The 17,007-nt window shown below is 44.7% G+C and carries 16 protein-coding genes; 4 read left to right on the forward strand and 12 right to left on the reverse strand.

The features are described from left to right. Positions 1-112 precede the first annotated feature (112 nt). The 5 genes from tdh to R7R78_RS12655 form a co-directional block, all read right to left on the reverse strand. Positions 113-1,144, reverse strand: a complete 1,032-nt coding sequence (gene tdh / locus R7R78_RS12635) for an L-threonine 3-dehydrogenase (protein ID WP_005383983.1) — start codon at positions 1,142-1,144, stop codon at positions 113-115. 44 nt (positions 1,145-1,188) lie between these two features. Further along, the gene (locus tag R7R78_RS12640) at positions 1,189-2,382 is read right to left on the reverse strand and encodes a glycine C-acetyltransferase (protein WP_005375095.1); all 1,194 of its coding nucleotides are present in this window, start codon (positions 2,380-2,382) and stop codon (positions 1,189-1,191) included. A gap of 212 nt (positions 2,383-2,594) precedes the next feature. Continuing rightward, positions 2,595-4,925: a putative bifunctional diguanylate cyclase/phosphodiesterase gene (locus tag R7R78_RS12645; RefSeq protein WP_225473700.1), complete on the reverse strand. Its 2,331-nt coding sequence runs from the start codon at positions 4,923-4,925 to the stop codon at positions 2,595-2,597. After that, positions 4,922-5,854 carry a transporter substrate-binding domain-containing protein gene (locus R7R78_RS12650; RefSeq protein ID WP_005375093.1) on the reverse strand — a complete coding sequence of 311 codons (933 nt, stop codon included), beginning with the start codon at positions 5,852-5,854 and terminating at the stop codon, positions 4,922-4,924. The genes R7R78_RS12645 and R7R78_RS12650 overlap by 4 nt, the downstream gene beginning before the upstream one ends. Positions 5,855-5,916: 62 nt before the next feature. Further along, positions 5,917-7,326: an aminotransferase class V-fold PLP-dependent enzyme gene (locus R7R78_RS12655; RefSeq protein WP_225473702.1), complete on the reverse strand. Its 1,410-nt coding sequence runs from the start codon at positions 7,324-7,326 to the stop codon at positions 5,917-5,919. A gap of 541 nt (positions 7,327-7,867) precedes the next feature. Between R7R78_RS12655 and R7R78_RS12660 the strand changes: the two genes are divergently transcribed. Beyond that, positions 7,868-8,383, forward strand: a complete 516-nt coding sequence (locus tag R7R78_RS12660) for a superoxide dismutase family protein (protein WP_104976434.1) — start codon at positions 7,868-7,870, stop codon at positions 8,381-8,383. Positions 8,384-8,410: 27 nt separating this feature from the next. On the opposite strand, the gene R7R78_RS12665 is transcribed toward R7R78_RS12660, so the two are convergent. The 4 genes from R7R78_RS12665 to R7R78_RS12680 all read right to left on the reverse strand — a co-directional run bounded on the left by R7R78_RS12665 (position 8,411) and on the right by R7R78_RS12680 (position 12,141). Next, on the reverse strand, positions 8,411-9,784 hold the full coding sequence (locus R7R78_RS12665; protein ID WP_104976433.1) for a sensor histidine kinase: 1,374 nt from the start codon (positions 9,782-9,784) through the stop codon (positions 8,411-8,413). A gap of 90 nt (positions 9,785-9,874) precedes the next feature. After that, entirely contained in the window at positions 9,875-10,606 is a 732-nt protein-coding gene (locus tag R7R78_RS12670) for a response regulator transcription factor (RefSeq protein WP_017635499.1), read from the reverse strand. Between the two features lie 146 nt (positions 10,607-10,752). After that, entirely contained in the window at positions 10,753-11,448 is a 696-nt protein-coding gene (locus R7R78_RS12675) for a spondin domain-containing protein (protein ID WP_005383999.1), read from the reverse strand. Between the two features lie 9 nt (positions 11,449-11,457). Then, positions 11,458-12,141 carry a spondin domain-containing protein gene (locus tag R7R78_RS12680; RefSeq protein WP_225473704.1) on the reverse strand — a complete coding sequence of 228 codons (684 nt, stop codon included), beginning with the start codon at positions 12,139-12,141 and terminating at the stop codon, positions 11,458-11,460. A 288-nt stretch (positions 12,142-12,429) separates the two neighbouring features. On the opposite strand from R7R78_RS12680, the gene R7R78_RS12685 reads away from it, so the two are divergent. From R7R78_RS12685 to R7R78_RS12695, 3 genes are all read left to right on the forward strand, one after another. Then, a complete protein-coding gene (locus R7R78_RS12685) occupies positions 12,430-12,903 on the forward strand; it encodes a hypothetical protein (protein WP_225473707.1) in 474 nt (157 codons plus the stop codon). 77 nt (positions 12,904-12,980) lie between these two features. Then, the gene (locus R7R78_RS12690; RefSeq protein ID WP_041053959.1) at positions 12,981-13,910 is read left to right on the forward strand and encodes a LysR family transcriptional regulator; all 930 of its coding nucleotides are present in this window, start codon (positions 12,981-12,983) and stop codon (positions 13,908-13,910) included. Between the two features lie 11 nt (positions 13,911-13,921). Then, positions 13,922-14,305 (forward strand): VOC family protein, encoded by a 384-nt coding sequence (locus R7R78_RS12695; protein ID WP_041053963.1) that lies wholly within the window; start codon positions 13,922-13,924, stop codon positions 14,303-14,305. 51 nt (positions 14,306-14,356) lie between these two features. Here the strand turns inward: R7R78_RS12695 and R7R78_RS12700 are convergent, their stop codons facing one another. From R7R78_RS12700 to R7R78_RS12710, 3 genes are all read right to left on the reverse strand, one after another. Next, complete coding sequence (locus R7R78_RS12700) at positions 14,357-15,796, reverse strand: PepSY-associated TM helix domain-containing protein (RefSeq protein WP_225473709.1); 1,440 nt, start codon at positions 15,794-15,796, stop codon at positions 14,357-14,359. Between the two features lie 151 nt (positions 15,797-15,947). Then, on the reverse strand, positions 15,948-16,307 hold the full coding sequence (locus R7R78_RS12705; protein ID WP_225473713.1) for a hypothetical protein: 360 nt from the start codon (positions 16,305-16,307) through the stop codon (positions 15,948-15,950). A gap of 173 nt (positions 16,308-16,480) precedes the next feature. Further along, positions 16,481-16,870 (reverse strand): cytochrome b562, encoded by a 390-nt coding sequence (locus R7R78_RS12710; RefSeq protein WP_225473714.1) that lies wholly within the window; start codon positions 16,868-16,870, stop codon positions 16,481-16,483. Positions 16,871-17,007: the final 137 nt, after the last annotated feature.

Below are 17,007 nucleotides of genomic sequence, written 5' to 3' on the forward strand. Positions count from 1 at the left end.
GTAGTTTTACAGGCAAAGCCGAAACGGATGATAACCACCTACTGAAGTAGGTGGTTTAGGGCTGAAAACAAAAATGCGCCCCAAAAAGGAGCGCATTTCTTACTTGAATAAGTTATTCCCAATCAAGAATAACCTTGCCTGACATGCCGCTGCGCATTACGTCGAAGCCTTCTTGGAAATCATCAATCTTGTAGTGGTGCGTGATGATTGGCGATAGATCCAGACCAGATTGGATCAGTGAAGCCATCTTGTACCAAGTTTCGAACATTTCGCGACCGTAGATACCTTTGATCACCAAGCCTTTGAAGATAACTTGGTTCCAGTCGATACCCATGTCTGATGGTGGAATACCTAGTAGTGCAATACGACCACCGTGGTTCATTGTGGTTAGCATTGAGTTGAATGCTGCTGGGTTACCAGACATTTCTAGACCAACGTCGAAGCCTTCTGTCATGCCTAGCTCAGCCATTACGTCTTCTAGCTTCTCTTCAGCCACGTTTACTGCGCGTGTTACACCCATCTTACGAGCAAGTTCTAGACGGTATTCGTTCACATCCGTGATCACTACGTGACGAGCACCAACGTGTTTCGCGACTGCCGCTGCCATGATACCGATTGGGCCAGCACCTGTGATAAGCACGTCTTCGCCTACTAGGTCGAAAGAAAGTGCTGTGTGTACTGCGTTACCAAACGGGTCAAAGATAGACGCTAGATCGTCAGAGATGCCTTCAGGGATCTTGAACGCGTTGAACGCTGGGATCACCAAGTATTCTGCAAATGCGCCTTCGCGGTTAACGCCCACACCAATCGTGTTACGACATAGGTGAGTACGGCCGCCACGACAGTTACGACAATGACCACACGTGATGTGACCTTCGCCAGATACGCGGTCACCGATTTCAAAGCCACGAACTTCCTGACCAATCGCAACCACTTCACCCACGTATTCGTGACCGACAACCATAGGCACTGGAATTGTCTTTTGTGACCATTCGTCCCAGTTGTAGATGTGTACGTCTGTACCACAGATAGCGGTTTTCTTAATTTTGATCAGAATGTCGTTATGGCCAACTTCAGGTTTATCAACCTCAGTCATCCAGATGCCTTCTTCAGGCTTTAGCTTTGATAATGCTTTAATTTTCATAATGTAACCTTAATTAAAGGCCCTATTGTCTAAGGCCTAGAATCTTAAATAAGACCCATGTCCTTACCAACTTGGATGAACGCGTCGATTGCACGGTCTAGTTGCTCGCGAGAGTGCGCCGCAGACATTTGAGTACGGATACGTGCTTGACCTTTTGGTACTACAGGGAATGAGAAGCCGATTACGTAGATGCCTTTCTCCAGCGCACGCTCTGCAAATTCTGCTGCTACTTTTGCGTCGCCAAGCATGATTGGGATGATTGCGTGGTCAGCACCACCCATTGTGAAACCAGCGTCTTCCATACGAGTACGGAAGTGTGCTGCGTTTTCCCATAGACGATCACGTAGGTCACCGCTCTCTTCTAGTAGATCTAGAACGCGGATAGAAGCGCTTACGATTGCTGGTGCAACAGAGTTAGAGAATAGGTATGGACGAGAACGCTGACGTAGCCAGTCAATCACTTCCGCTTTACCAGATGTGTAACCGCCTGAAGCGCCGCCCATTGCTTTGCCTAGCGTACCAGTGATGATGTCGATACGGTCAACCACGTTGTGGTGCTCGTGCGTACCTGCACCAGTTTTACCCATGAAGCCAACAGCGTGCGAGTCATCAACCATCGTCAATGCGCCGTACTTCTCTGCAAGGTCACAGATAGCAGGAAGGTTTGCTACTACGCCGTCCATTGAGAACACGCCGTCCGTTACGATAAGAATGTGGCGAGCGCCCGCTTCTTTTGCAGCAATCAGTTGTTGCTCTAGCTCTTCCATGTTGTTGTTTGAGTAGCGGAAACGCATCGCTTTACATAGACGAACACCGTCGATGATTGACGCGTGGTTTAAAGCGTCAGAGATGATTGCGTCTTCTTTGCCTAGAATAGTTTCAAATAGGCCCGCGTTTGCGTCGAAACATGATGTGTAAAGAATCGTATCTTCTTTACCTAGGAACTTAGAAAGCTTCTGCTCAAGCTCTTTGTGGATGTCTTGCGTACCACAGATAAAACGTACTGAAGCCATACCAAAGCCGTGCTCGTCCATGCCTGCTTTACCCGCTTCGATAAGTGCCGGGTGGTTAGCAAGACCAAGGTAGTTGTTCGCACAGAAGTTTAGTACTTCTTCACCAGTAGAGATTTTAACAGCCGCTTGCTGTTGAGACGTAATGACACGCTCTGATTTGTAAAGGCCTTCCGCCTTTACTTCTTCGATTTGCTGCTGAATCTGTTGGTAGAATGCAGAAGACATTTGAAATTCCTTCCTAGTTATTTTGGCGAGTATTTACTCGTTTAGAATTAGGTTGAGCCTTTATGTGACGGGCGTCACGGGCTATCTCTCATCAATTAATTGTAGTGTAATTCAAGGAAGGAGGAAGGATTATACCTTAAGGTGGAAAAGCATTAATGAATCCTAGGCACAAATTCGATTAATGCTTTTCTATGAGGTTGTTATAAAAGGAATTATAGCCAGGTAGGCTTAGCCAAAAGTGCTTCAAAGTCCTTAGCAGGTAATGGTCGGCTATAGTGGAAACCTTGTCCGAACTCACAGTTTAGGTTTTTCAGGTAATCCACATGACGCTGTTCTTCGATGCCTTCTGCGACGATCTTAAGATCCAGCGCTTTCGCCATTGCTATGATTACGTTCACAAGCTCGCGATCGGAGTCGTTCTCGAACATATTTTGCATAAAGCTACGATCAATCTTTAAGCGGTCGAACGGAAACTTCTGCAAGTAACTCAGCGCAGAATAACCAGTACCAAAATCATCAATAGTAAGTTTGGTGCCTAACGCTCGTAAGTTATTAAGCATGTCTAATAGCTCAGAATCGTGATTGAAGAGGAGACTTTCTGTCACTTCAATATCGAACTTATCTGACGGAAGACCAGACTCCTCAAGGCTGTGTTTAATAAACGTAAGTAAGCGCTCGCAGTACCTAAATTGAACACTAGAAAAGTTTACAGAAACAAACAACGGAGTCAGACTTTGCCATTGTGCCGCTTGTCGACACGCTTGTTGAATAGCAAACTCACCAATTTGATGAATTAAACCATTTTTCTCTGCAATAGAGATAAACTCTTCAGGGTTTACAAATCCGTACTTGTCATCATTCCAACGCATTAGCGCTTCTGCACCTACGATTTTACCACTACTCAGCTCAATAATTGGCTGATAATACAGCTCTAACAACTGATTGGAGATCGCACTTCTCAGACGATTTTCCAGATCCAAATAGCGTTGCAAATCTTGGTTCATATTATGGTTATAAAAACAAAAGCCATCACGCCCATCTTGTTTCGCCCGATACATTGCCATATCTGCACATGCAAGAAGCTGCTCAGCGTTGTCTCCGTCATCCGGGAACACAGACATTCCGACGCTGCTACTCAAGAAGAATTCATGGTTGTTCCAAACAAACGGATCGTTAAACGCCGAAAGTACACTTGAAGCAACTCGCTTTGCAGTATCATTATCAGGCAAATCAGGGATGACGAGTAAAAACTCATCCCCACCAATTCTCGCCAATAAGTCTGTTTTTCTCGCGACTTGATACAGTCGCTGAGCACTGAGTTTAAGGATTTCATCCCCAACAAAGTGTCCCATTGAATCGTTAATCTGCTTAAAGTGGTCTAAGTCGATGAACATCACCAAAACTTTAGACCCACTACGCGATGCCCTAATTAACTCCAAAGCCAATCGCTCGGAACCATAACTACGATTAGGTAAATTGGTTAATGTGTCATATTTAGCTTGGAAGGCGAGTTCTTTTTCAGACGCTTTTCGACGTTCAATTTCGTTCGTTAATTTTTTATTCTGTTTAGAAAGAATATCTTTACGCTTTTTTTCTTCCTCAAGCTTAATTTTCAATTCAATCCTATTATTGTTCGTGATGAATGCATAACATAAAGCAATGACGATCATAACGGCGAGAATACTCAAACCAATAATAAAGAGCCGTGATGTAAATATATCTCGTTCACTCAAAGGCTCGAACCACGCCATCAATTTGAAGTGATGTTTATCCACAGGCACTTCAAAGTAAATTTTTCCGTCTACAGCCTCAGAAACGAAATAATTCTCATCCTTATTGTGAGAAGGTGTTTTATTTATGGTATCCCATACAACCATTTCCACGTCTTTTATTTTTAGCACCATTCGGCTATAACTATCTTCGTGTTCTTGGTTAGTAAGTTGGTCAATAACAATATTCTTATTAAGATCGGCAATTAAAAAGGCAACAGGCTTTCCGGAGAACTTAACTTGCTTAATGACTTGAATGCGAACGTCATCATTGTATCGCGTCGCACAAACCTCTTCGGGATGCCCGTGTTGAGTCATTAAGGTTTGTATGTCCATTTTGTGCTCGGCAAGGTTTTCAGATCCAGTGGTGACAATGGTGACTCCATCACTGCCTACCAGCGTGAGCTTCTTATAGATTTGGCTGCTATTAATTAGCTTACTGTCTATCTTCTCATCGAAGCGACGCTTTAAATTAATTAAACTTGCACCTAACCCATACTCCATTGACATACCAGAAGCTAAATTACCAAAGAATGTTTGTATTGTTTTATCTGTAGCTAAATTATCAACATCTTCACTCGCTATGGTAAATAAATTATCGAGTGTGCTTGCATAACTTTTTACTTTTAAATCTAGTTCTCTGTATTGAGATGCTTTTAATTTATTTTGACCTACGCTAGTCACAGTAATAAGCATAGCTAAGTAAATTGAAACTAATATTGCGCTTATTGTAATAAATCTTTTACTGGAAAATTTTTTAACGGCCTTATTCATCGGACTTTCTTTTTATCTTCTATAAAGTAATCGTTATAAAAGTAGTAAATAGATGGATAGTATTTTTTTACTAGTTTTTCGTATGAACCGTCTTTTTTTATCGAGTCTAAATAACGATCAAATGCTTTGCGTAATTCAGGGGAATTTTTACGGAATGCAACAGCCATTTTTTGATTTTCAGATATAGGGCCAATGACTTTTATTTCGCCCGGCCATTTTTCGAGGGCAATTAGCGTATCCGCAACATCTAATAATGTGCTTTCCGCATCATTTTTCATTATCGCTGGAACCATCTCATTAAGGAGACGCGCCCCATCAGGCAATATAACTTTTGCACCTGTGTCATATAAGTCATAAAGGTTAGGATCCAAGCAAGAATGTTCTAAAGCTAACACTTCGCGACCATCGATCAGCTGCTTGACGTTTTTAACATCTTCATCGACCGACCCACTTGGTTTAATCGGGCTCAGACTAGAGTCGGATCTGGAAACCAACCATACACCTGAAGGAAAATAATCCTGTGAAAAATCGACAACCTCAGAACGCCAATCAAGAATAGTAACGCCATTTGCGATCAAATCGCCTTCAATTGGAACACTTTCTCCGACAACAGCCTGCTTGTTGTGATATTGCACATTTTGCCCTGTCAACTTACCAACCACGTCGCTCCACTGTGCTGGAACATACTGGTACTGAACACCTAACGACTTGGCAAAACCTTTTATTATCTCTACATCCAAGCCAGTCAAAGTTTCCACTTCACCTTGTTCAATATAGGAGACAAAGTTAGCGTACGGGACACCAATGTGACGCAGTACACCGCGTTCACGGATTTGTTGTAAATCGTCTGACCAAGCGGCAGACGACGCAACAGAGGTAACCATGAGCGCCACCGTCGCTAAAGTTCTTTTGAATGTTATGACTGACATAATAATATCCTTACCTTTCACAAAGCGCCCAATAATGGGCGCTTGAGTGATAAACAACGATGTTAGAACGACGAGTAATACAAATTCGTCATCGCCACTACGAGCCCTTCCACATCTTGTTCGTCATGGAACAAATGCGTAGAGATACGCAGCGCGTAAGTATCAAAGTCATCATCCTTATGCAGCTTAAAGCTAGTCGTACGGATGATGTAACCATACTCTTCACGTAAACGATCTCGGAATTCCGTCAGTATCTCTTCATTAGTTACATCGGAGAACGGGTTAACCGTCGTTAAGCTACTGGTTAAGCCTTCCACGTTTGGTGAATACATTTTGGCTTGTGGTAAGTACTCTTGAAGCAAGGTTTTACATAAACTACCAAGGCTTACAACTCGCTCTTCGATACGGTCTCGACCAATCTCATCCCACATTTTGCAACTATCAACTAGTGCTTGTTTCGCAGGATAGTTATCGTTACCAATGTATTGCATTTGCAGCTGTTTACCTAGGTAATCAGCATGAGAAAGTGAGGAGTTGATCAACCATAACGGGTTCTCTCGGTCACTCCAATACTCATTCAAACGGTTACCGTTATCACGAACATACAGAATACCTGTCGCGCCCGGACCACACTGCCACTTATGACCAGATCCTGCATAGAAATCACAATCCATATCGTGGAAATCAAGGTCAAACATACCGACCGTATGCGCGCCATCAACAAGAGTAGGTACACCATACTCTTTTGCTAAAGCACAAATGGCTTTTGCTGGTAGCGCGGTTCCTGTTTTGTATGTGATATGAGAGAAAACAATTAGGCGAACGTTTTGATTCGCATCAAGCGCGTCTCGGAACGCTTGAATGTAATCTTGCTCAGAAACGTTTTCGGTACCAGTAAATACTGGTAGTTGAATTTCTACCACATCCACACCAAAACGATGTTTCGCTACGTTCATAGGTGATGTTGCAGCAATATGTTCATGGTGTGTCGTTAGAATCACATCACCTGGTTCAAAGTGTAAGCCATTAATGATCGAGCATAAGCCATCAGTAGTGTTGCGGCTGAGAATGATCTCTTCTGGGTTAGCACCAAAACCTGGTGCGACGTCTTTAACCATCTCTGAAACATAAGGCCAAGAGCCAAATTTGCCTTTCATATCCCAAGGATATTTAGCCACCAGCTTGTTGTTATGCTCGTAATCTTCAAGAACATGTTTTGGCATTGAACCTGTTGTACCAATGTTCATGTAAGTGGTTCGTTTGTCCAAAACGAACTGTCTTCGCACTTTACGCCAGAAGCGCTTATCGTGTTTTCTACCTAGCCCGCGGCTGCTCCAATCAATTTTCTGTTCTCGTGCTTGAGCTACGCCTGAGAAAGCGGAAGCACTCACACCAGCAACAACAGCTCCTGTTGCGCCTTTCAGAAAATTACGGCGGCTGCTATTAGTCTGAATAGATTCCTTGTCTTTCATCTTTTTCAATCCTTGTCGGAAATTAGCCATATTATTAATTTTAAGTGCGTAACTATCTGTTACTAAAACATTATTACCCATTACAATCAGAGTTTAATTTTTTCCTCTGCCATTAAGTGACTTTAGTTCCAATTTTTTATCTTATTTGATGATATAAGCAACAGTTTGACCACAAATCTATAAACAACAATGTTCACATTAATATATTCGTTAATTTGATTATTCTTTATTGCGGACAATTCCACCAAATTCTTTATAAAACAATTATGAGCTTTGTTATAAAGTCATTAAAAATTTAACTTTGCGTTAATTTAAAAATATTCAGGCTATTTTAAGATTGGCGTCTATTCTTTTTATATCTTAACGATCTCAACATGTTAAGACTAAATAAAAGAAAGCTGATTTCGGATCGAGATATCAGTTTAAGACCATAAAGTGATACACATCACTCTATGACATAAACTCACCGCTCAACATACATAAGTAAAACAGGTTTTCACTAATATGTGCTTGAGCGTACACCCAAAAAGAAGGAGGTCCCATGTTAAAAGGATTGCTATGCATTTCAGTTGCATCCGCTCTTGTCGCCGCCCCTAACGTGCTAGCAAAAACGGTAGAAATGACTGCTCTCAACACCAATGAGAGTGCGGGTACCATTGAGATTTCACAAAGTGATTATGGCGTTGTTTTTACGCCTCAATTATCAGGTTTGTCAGCAGGTGTGCACGGTTTCCATGTTCACACTAATCCATCTTGCGATAGCATAGAAAAGGATGACAAAACCGTATTAGGCGGCGCAGCAGGTGGCCATTATGATCCTAACAACACAGGGAAGCATGGCTATCCTTGGACCGATGACAATCATTTAGGCGACTTGCCTCCACTCTATGTGGACATGGACGGCAATGCCAATCAGCCCGTTGTCGCGCCTCGCCTAAAATTATCGGATTTAAAAGGTCGAGCGTTAATGATCCATGCAGGTGGTGACAATCACTCCGATCACCCAAGTAAGCTAGGTGGTGGTGGCGCTCGCGTTGTATGTGGTGTTATTGAATAAACATTAACTTATGTCTCACACTTCTCTTTAGATTGCGAGAAGTGTGAACTTCTGTTGATACTGAGAGGAGGTTGCATTGGTCTCAAGATAGCTGTGGTGAAGCATTAAGATCGATTGGACAATCTTCGTCCCGATCCCCAAAGAACCGCCCTCCGCTTCTTCCTCGATGTGATTGACGAAGGTAAAGTGGATACGCGACTTATCCTCACTCAAATGCGCTTGGCAATGCACTTCCGAGCCGATTGGGCTGTGGCGCAATGCATTTTCAAGCAGGTTCAATACCAACCTCTCCAATAGCCCCTTGTCACCCACAGTTTTGATTTCGCTATCGATATCCACTTTCAACACCACTTCTTTACGAGAAAACTGGCTCTGCATCGTTTCGGCACATTCTGCCATCAACACGCCAAGATCTACGGGGCGGTACTCGTAATTTGGCATTGGAGCTTCTTTGCGCGCAGCGTCTAACAAAGAATGTAATTGAGTTGAGAGCTTCTCACAATTTCGGAAAGCAACGTCAATCAAAGGGTCGGATTCCGGATGTTGCAAACGCCACGTTTCCAAATAGCCAAGCACGCTCGATAACGGCGTTTTTAAATCATGGCTAAGCTGCAACAAGCTTTGACGACGATGAGACGATTGATACTCCAACTGTAAAAACTGTTGCTGAATGTGCTTCGCCATCATCTGATAAGAGTGCGCAATCGGCACGAGCTCCGGTACTTGGTGAGTAAAATCAGGTTGCAGACGGAAATCATGTTCAGCTTGCTGTTGAAGTTGTTTGGTCACGCGCTCAATTGGGTTCAATAGGCTACGTTTCACAAGCACATAAGCCCCAAGAGCAAAGCCTAAAATGGACACTAAGACCAATCCTGCTAGCGCGATGTAAGGGGTATCAACTTGAGCATTGGCAATGGCGTCATGTCGGGTACTGCCAATCACCACGTAGAGATAACCGACCGTAGAGCCTAATTCCTCTATCGCCGCGACAGAAAAGACTTTGTGCTCACCACGATTACGTGGGTCTTCACCCAAAATAGGAAAAGGTTGGTCATTTAAGAATTGCTTAATGGGATTGAGATCCACCTTCCCCATGATCTCCGCCCCTTCCGGCGCTGCATGAGTGGTGATGTTACCTTGGCTATCGAGGAAGTAGATTTCAAAATCAGGGCCGATCAGCATGAGCGTATGAAAGATCGACTTAAGCGCTTTAGGGTTGTAATCCGTACCGATCATCAGTGGATTATCATCACGCATGTGGCTAGCTAGCTCTTTATGCAGGCTTTGCTTAGTGCGTAACTCAATGGTTTCTTTTTGCCAATTGTAAGTCAGTGCAATCACCACCGCCGCGAGGCAGAACCACAAGCTAGTAAATACTACCAAGCGAGATTTGAAGCTCATCCTATCGCCTCCTTAAACAGCGATGTTTTTTCAACACCCGTGATGATTGAAAAATGACGGTGAAAACAACTGCCGACTTACTTTCTTGCATTAGTGTCTTGGCTGAAACTTATATCCAACACCCCAAACAGTTTGAATGAAGTGATGATCAGAATCAGACAACGACAACTTGCTGCGTAAACGGTTAATGGTGCTACACACAGTGTGGTGATAACCAGAATGACTGGTGTTCCAAACGTGATCGAGCAATTCATCTTTACTGTAGACTCTGCCCGGACGAGTCGCGAGAAACTGCAGCAAAGTAAACTCTGTCGCGGTAAGAGTGACGTCTTTGTCGTTTAGGGATACTTGGTGCAACTCCGGAATGATTCTCAGCGGACCAAAATCCATCGCATCATCGAGGACTTCATTTGCTACTTTGACTTCTGCGGTTTGGCTGACTCGGCGTAGCACGTTTCGCACTCGTGCTTGGAATTCTAATACGCTAAATGGCTTGGTGATGTAGTCATCAACGCCCGCTTCTAAGCCGTCTACCTTGTCCATTTCACCGTCTCTGGCTGTCAGCATGAGCACTGGGCTCCAATCTTGTTGCTGACGCAAATAATGGCAAATGTCTAGACCATCACCATCTGGTAAACCTCGGTCAAGGATCAATAAATCAAAGGGTTGTTGCTGGTATTGCGTTTTAGCATCGGCGACATTTGTGGCTCGCGATACTTGGTGTCCTTGAAACTTGAGATGCATCTGAACCAGTTCTGCCAAATCATCGTCATCTTCCACCAACAAGATGTTCGCGACTAAATTGATTGCCTGTTGTTCCATGGTCCTTTCCTTGCCTTCGAGTATCCTCACTTTGCACATGACCGGAACAAATTAGAAATTCTTTCAAAAAAGGTTCCGATGACGCCATGAGGGATAAAGCGCTCGGCTACAAGCGCTTTGGAAAGGAGACGTCATCGGAGCCTGTGTTACTCGACTCGAGTGATGGTGACTTTCGCACCTGGGTTCAAGAAACGATGGTTCGCAGAAAGTGCTGAGTTTGCTAATCCGTCATCTTGGCTAACAACACCCGCATGGAATGCAACAACGTCATTGCTGTCATTACGTGCGGCATTGAAACCCTCACCGCCACCTGCTGGGCCCGGAATGGTTGCGGCAAGCTCATCGTTTAGCTCTGTACCGGAATCCCAAACGTTCATGCTCATTTCATAGCTTTCACCCACTGCGAGCGATTTGAGCGATAGCCCCGTTTCGCCAACAAAGGCATCATTGGTATTCACAAACATAGACGCCACAGACAAGTAACCGTAACGACTAGGGTCAACCGTGATGGTGACTTCGTCCGATGCACCCGGCAACACCAATCCATTGCCCGAAATACCTTGGTAAACACTGTCATTGCTGTTCATCAACTCAATCAGCTCAGCGTTACTCCCGCCTTCAGCAAGGTGCTCAAGTTCAACGGATGCGGCTTGACCAATTTCAAACAATTGGTAGTCACCATTGTGAGTGAGTACAGCAAGCGGAGACATAGGTTGATTCGCAGTCAAGTTCGCCACGTTGACGGTGTAGCGGTAAGATTTCACTACATCGTTATCATCATCGCTTGGACAACCGGCGAGTAAGCCGACTGAAGCTGCTACGAGTAAGATTCTGTATTTCATACATCCCCCTTACTTCACAACAATTGTGATGGTTGCAACTGGGTTTAACCAACGATGGCTACTGCTGTCTAGGTCACTGATGCCACCGGTTGGATCGCTATCACCAAGGTTACCCGGATGCACGTGAACTTTGTCGTTAGTTACCGTTGCTTCAACGCCTGTGCCGCCAGTACCAAAGGTAATGAAAGGTGGGTTTGGCATGCTAGACGCAAGTTCATCGTTCGCTTCTGTACCAGCATCGTAACTTCTTAGCGTTGCTCGGTATGTACCCGCTTCCGTTGGAATCTTCCAACTATCCAGACCGACGAAACCGTCATTGGTTGGCAGCAACATCGCGCTCAGAGAAAGATAACCGTGGTCGCCACTGTCCAAGGTGAAGGTGGTTGCAACACCCGGATTCAAAATACCACCAGCAGGGTTCTCAACTACCGCACCACCAGCGTTACCAATCACACTAGCAAGCCCAGAGATATCACCGCCTTCTGCCATTGCTTCTAGTTCTGGCGTTGCTGCTTGACCCGTTCTGAACATTTGAAGGTCAGAGCCATGTGCGGCAACAATAAGTGGCGTAAAGTAGATGCCTTTAGTTGCGTTTGTCACGGTGATTTCCAATTCCGCCGCATTCACTGATACAGAGCCTAGTGCCATAGCGACTGAAGTCATGACGAGTCCGAGTTGGGTACGTTTTTTCATTGTGATTCCATCCTTTAATGAGGGTTGAACTACCCAAGCCCATGTGTACGGCTTTACTTCTTTGTTCGTGACTTGAGTAGGTTAAGCATTACGTTTCGAACGTTTTGCGTTCTTGCCTCTAAGAATGACGAGCAAATCTATCAGCAACTTCATCGAATTCTCATAAAACTCTCACAAGTTCTGTTCGAATTCTGTCAGCAGCACTTTTTTATTCTTAATCAGGTATTTACACTTCGCGCTTTCCCCTCCTACAATGCGGTATTCTCTGTTTAAATCACGATTCTCACCATGATTCATAACGTTCTGTCTGCCTACTATGGCGAAATCTACGGCATCGCTTTTTTCAACCACTACTTGAGCCATTACGCCCAAAGTGAACAACAAACGCTGTGGCAAACCTTGATTAAAGTGGAAGAGCTAACCGCAGAAAAGCTCAAACCTGTACTGCTGAAAAATGGCATGGATATCGAAAGTCGACACCAAGAGATGCTAGATAAAGGCTTGGAAGATGCAACCAAATGGATTGGTTTACCATGGCAAGAGTTGGTGGCGACTCTTCTGAAATGGGTAGAACCTTATGAGGTCAAGTATCGAGAATGGCATGAAGAAGTGAAAGCTTCACAGCAGTATTCAATCGCTGAGCGAGAAGCTATCGAGTTGATTGCAGACCACGAAACGGCCATTTATCACTGTTGGCAGCAATACCATACTGGTGAATCTGGCTTGCCTGCACTCAATGCATTTTTGGCAAAATATCGTTAAAGCGAGACGGTGACACTTGAACCTCGTGAAACCGTACCAGACAATATCGTTATTCCGCTGCGCAGAACTGAACAATTATGGTTAATCCAAAACTCATTGCCCTACTTCCTGATCTTGCGTCGTTTATCTTAGTGGTAAACGAAGGCAGTTTTACCGCTGCAGCCAAACAACTCGGCGTGACGCCATCGGCTTTAAGTAAGTTGATCACACGATTAGAGCAAGCCCTCTCGGTCAAACTGTTTGAGCGCACGACTCGTAAGTTGATCATCACTCAAGCAGGGCAAAAGGTTTACGACCAAAGCATCGCAATGGTGAATGCCGCGCAGCAAGCCGTTGAGTTATCTGCAGAAGATCATGCTGAGCCAACAGGCGCACTCACAGTGGCAGCCCCTGAAGCATTTCTTAATTCGGTGCTTCAACCGTTTGTGTTGCCATTCCTAGAACGTTATCCAAATATTCAGCTTAAGCTGCGTGCAGCAGATGGTGAGATCGATCTTTTCCGCCAAGGAATTGATGTCGCATTTAAGCTCACCGACAAACCCGATGAGAATCTGGTCCTCAAAGAGATCAGCAAGACCAATCTCGTTTTGTGCGCCTCTCCAGATTACCTAGCCAAACACGGTATGCCTGAGCACCCAACCGAGCTTGAGCAGCACGACTGTATTTACCTTGCCGAGAACGACAAAGACAATATCTGGTCGTTCTTTAAAGAGGAAGCTTTCCACTCGATTGCAGTAAGTGGACGCTACGCCGTCAACCACTCTCAAATGCGCTTGAACGGGGTTAAGTCTGGCTTGGGAGTTGGGATCTTCCATGACTTCGTGATCAAAGACGCGTTAGAGCAAGGGGAAGTGGTGGAAGTATTGCCGGATTGGATGATCAAGAGTAACTACCACGGCGCTATCGCGATGCAGTATGCGCAAACCAAATACATGCCTGCTCGTCTGCGCGTGTTTATCGACTTCGTTAAGGAGCATTTAGTCTCCGACGATACTAACCATGCTTGAAGAGGCTAACCATGTTTAATGCCATTCATCACGTCGCGATCATTTGCAGCGATTACCCAAGGTCAAAACGCTTTTACACTGAAGTGTTGGGGTTAAAAGTCATTGCTGAAAACTATCGTGAAGCCAGAGACTCATACAAGCTTGACCTCGCTTTACCTGACGGCAGCCAAGTTGAACTGTTTAGCTTTCCGGGCGCACCAGAGAGACCGAGCTTTCCTGAAGCACAAGGGCTACGACATCTCGCATTTTTGGTTGATAATATTGAGCAAATAAAAGCCTACCTAGAATCGAATGACGTTGAAGTTGAGCCAATTCGTATTGACGAATTCACAGGCAAAGCCTTTACCTTCTTCCAAGATCCAGATGGCTTACCGCTGGAGATTTACCAGAAATAAAAAGAGCCAGCACTTCGCTGGCTCTTTTACTATTTCATTCTTTGTCTGTTACTAATTCAACGCCGTTTTCAGCTTCTCGACGCGGTTAAACAACAACCAATCCAGAGTGAGAACCGTAACAATCGCCAAACCGCCCATCGGGAACGCCAGACACAATACTACCAACGTTACTAAGCCAAGCTTCCAAATGCCGTCTTGCTGAAACTTAGGTGGCGCACCCAATGCAGCACTGCGACTTGGTCTACGAATCCACCACATCACCACGCCTGTGATTGAGATTAAGATGAACATCAAACAGAACACTACGTTGAGTACTTTGTTCAATATACTCACATCACCTTGATGCAATGACACACCTGCCGCCATGAACTTGGCAAACAAACTGTAATCTTGCCATGTGACGTCCACCAACAAGCGACCGGAATATTGGTCAAAGTGGCTGGTGCGATCTTGTCTTGGGTCGGAAATGTCGCCGCCCATAGAGTTAGCTGCAACGGTGTAAACGCCCGTCTCAGAGCGTGGTAAAAACAGCTTATAGCCAGTGAAGCCCATCATTTCAGCCTTGAGGATGATATCATCAATGGAGAGCGCATCATGGTTGCCTGCGTATGCCATCTCTTCCTTCATAGTGGCATGATCATGAGCGGGCTTATCTTTCGATTCTGGCACAGCAGCAAGCTCTAAGTTCCATGGCATCTCTTCTGAAGCACCGTGGTTAAGATCTTTGTGTGTCAGTGTGGATTCCGGTTTTTCACCCCATGTGTAATAGGTTGGGAAGGTATTCCAAGCTTGCACCATTTTCGCCCCCCAGATCCCTGCCCACGACAATCCTGAAATCAAAAAGAACAACAGAACAATCGACAGCACACCACCTAAATTCGCATGCAGGTCACGCATCAAAATTCGAAGGCCATTGTTAAGGCGAATTTTCAAAAAGCCAGCGCGGCTGGCGTTGTCTCTAGGTAACCAAAGGTACAAACCAGACACCAACAGCAAAATCCCCAGACTTGCGGCGATTTCAATTAAACGGTCGCCTAGGTCGCCGATGAGCAAGGTGCCGTGAATGCTGTTCATCAGTTCATAGATGCTATCACCACGATTAATGGTGCCTTGTACGTCTCCTGTGTAAGGATTTACTGCAACAATCAGCGAGCTGCCTTCTTGGTTTTGAATCGAGAATCGGTTGGCAATATCGGCCGTTTTAGCAGGTACAAATTGAGTGACATTAAAATCGGGATACGCCTGCTTTACGGTTTCTAATTGTGCAGAGACAGGAACCATTTGCTCTTGTGGTGAAACTTGCAATGTCGCTTCGTATCGAGCCAGTTCGATTTCATCATCAAACAACATCACCAACCCCGTGAGGGAAAGCATGAGCATAAATGGAATGACGAACAAACCTGCGTAGAAGTGCCATCGCCACGTCATAAAGTAGATGGATTTTGCGCGTGAGGCTTCCTTGAGTTGAGGCTTTGCCGAGTTTCTCAACATGTGTATTTTCCTTTTTTCATTGTTGAACACCCAAATTCAGCCAAACGCATCCTGCACATACGCATTCGTATGCGGCGCTATTTGACTTAGATTTGGGAGTACCACTGCTCGAAGTGGCAGTGTTATGTGACTTTACTTGTAATTGTTTTTGTTATGAGAAAAGAGAAACTGGCGGCGCTCTGGGAACTGGCGTTTCAAATCGCACACTTAGAGCCAAATAAGCGTAGCTGTCAGAAATCACCAAGCTCAGTCTTGAGAGTATTTGTGTCGTTGGAAGTGTATCGTGATGAAAAGTCGAGAAGTGGCTAAACGGACAAGGCTTACCTTTGTGGCTGACCGAATTGTCGCCCTCTTCTATTTGAACCAACTCAAATCCGTTAAGCGTACATAGCGTCGCCCACACGCCCATGCTGTTACCATGAGCATTGATAACAGGCATCAGCGTCACTAGCACCCAACTGAGAGCACTAGCAAATAACATCGAGCGGTAAAAAGGAATTAATCTACGCATAACGGTGACTTAACAAATTTCACACAGCGTAACTAATTCTGAGTGGTAGCTCAAAAACAGGATCAATAAGTGGCTGCTACCTCACAGGTTTTCTTGAATACCTCGATTGACAGGCACAAAAAAGCCCGCCGAAGTGGCAGGCTGATGGTCATTTCTTCAAGTTGGATAAACGGTTAGCTAAACAGTTTGCTCCAGATGCTTGGGTTGCGTTTGTCGTGGTACTCTTCACGAAGGCTATCGATTTCACGCAGTTGGTCTTTCGCTTCTTCTAGCTTGCCCGCATCAAGATCCGCTTCAATCTTATCTAGCGTTACCGTCAGCTTGTTAAAGCCTTCTAAGTAAGTATCAAACTTCTCTGGTGGGTAATTACCACGCTTAGATTGTTCAACAATCGCTTGCAAGCTATCAATCGCAGATTTCATGGTTTCGACATCAGATGCTTCTGCCGCCTGTTTGAATTCCATCTTCATCTGTTTCATGTTTTGTTTTAAATCAACCGCTTCTGCCATTGCGTATGTTGAGCCAAACGCAATCGCACACCCTAGGACTAAAGGACGTAACATTTTTCACTTCTCCATTTATAGTGCCGAATTCTGTGTCGGCTTTATTCACCCAAATAACCTACGCCATAAGAGGCGAAAAACTAGCTTAGTTGAGTATTTCCGGGTCGCAGTGTAAAGCAATCTGGCGTCGGGTGCAT

This window comes from Vibrio sp. 2134-1 (assembly GCF_033339495.1).

Coding starts and splice junctions, on each gene's coding strand:
- R7R78_RS12705 (WP_225473713.1), bottom strand. CDS start 16,307: ATGCGTAGATTAATTCCTTTTTACCGCTCGATGTTATTTGCTAGTGCT.
- R7R78_RS12675 (WP_005383999.1), bottom strand. CDS start 11,448: ATGAAATACAGAATCTTACTCGTAGCAGCTTCAGTCGGCTTACTCGCC.
- R7R78_RS12690 (WP_041053959.1), top strand. CDS start 12,981: ATGGTTAATCCAAAACTCATTGCCCTACTTCCTGATCTTGCGTCGTTT.
- R7R78_RS12680 (WP_225473704.1), bottom strand. CDS start 12,141: ATGAAAAAACGTACCCAACTCGGACTCGTCATGACTTCAGTCGCTATG.
- R7R78_RS12665 (WP_104976433.1), bottom strand. CDS start 9,784: ATGAGCTTCAAATCTCGCTTGGTAGTATTTACTAGCTTGTGGTTCTGC.
- R7R78_RS12645 (WP_225473700.1), bottom strand. CDS start 4,925: ATGAATAAGGCCGTTAAAAAATTTTCCAGTAAAAGATTTATTACAATA.
- R7R78_RS12650 (WP_005375093.1), bottom strand. CDS start 5,854: ATGTCAGTCATAACATTCAAAAGAACTTTAGCGACGGTGGCGCTCATG.
- R7R78_RS12660 (WP_104976434.1), top strand. CDS start 7,868: ATGTTAAAAGGATTGCTATGCATTTCAGTTGCATCCGCTCTTGTCGCC.
- R7R78_RS12700 (WP_225473709.1), bottom strand. CDS start 15,796: ATGTTGAGAAACTCGGCAAAGCCTCAACTCAAGGAAGCCTCACGCGCA.
- R7R78_RS12695 (WP_041053963.1), top strand. CDS start 13,922: ATGTTTAATGCCATTCATCACGTCGCGATCATTTGCAGCGATTACCCA.
- R7R78_RS12685 (WP_225473707.1), top strand. CDS start 12,430: ATGATTCATAACGTTCTGTCTGCCTACTATGGCGAAATCTACGGCATC.
- R7R78_RS12670 (WP_017635499.1), bottom strand. CDS start 10,606: ATGGAACAACAGGCAATCAATTTAGTCGCGAACATCTTGTTGGTGGAA.
- R7R78_RS12710 (WP_225473714.1), bottom strand. CDS start 16,870: ATGTTACGTCCTTTAGTCCTAGGGTGTGCGATTGCGTTTGGCTCAACA.
- R7R78_RS12655 (WP_225473702.1), bottom strand. CDS start 7,326: ATGAAAGACAAGGAATCTATTCAGACTAATAGCAGCCGCCGTAATTTT.
- tdh (WP_005383983.1), bottom strand. CDS start 1,144: ATGAAAATTAAAGCATTATCAAAGCTAAAGCCTGAAGAAGGCATCTGG.
- R7R78_RS12640 (WP_005375095.1), bottom strand. CDS start 2,382: ATGTCTTCTGCATTCTACCAACAGATTCAGCAGCAAATCGAAGAAGTA.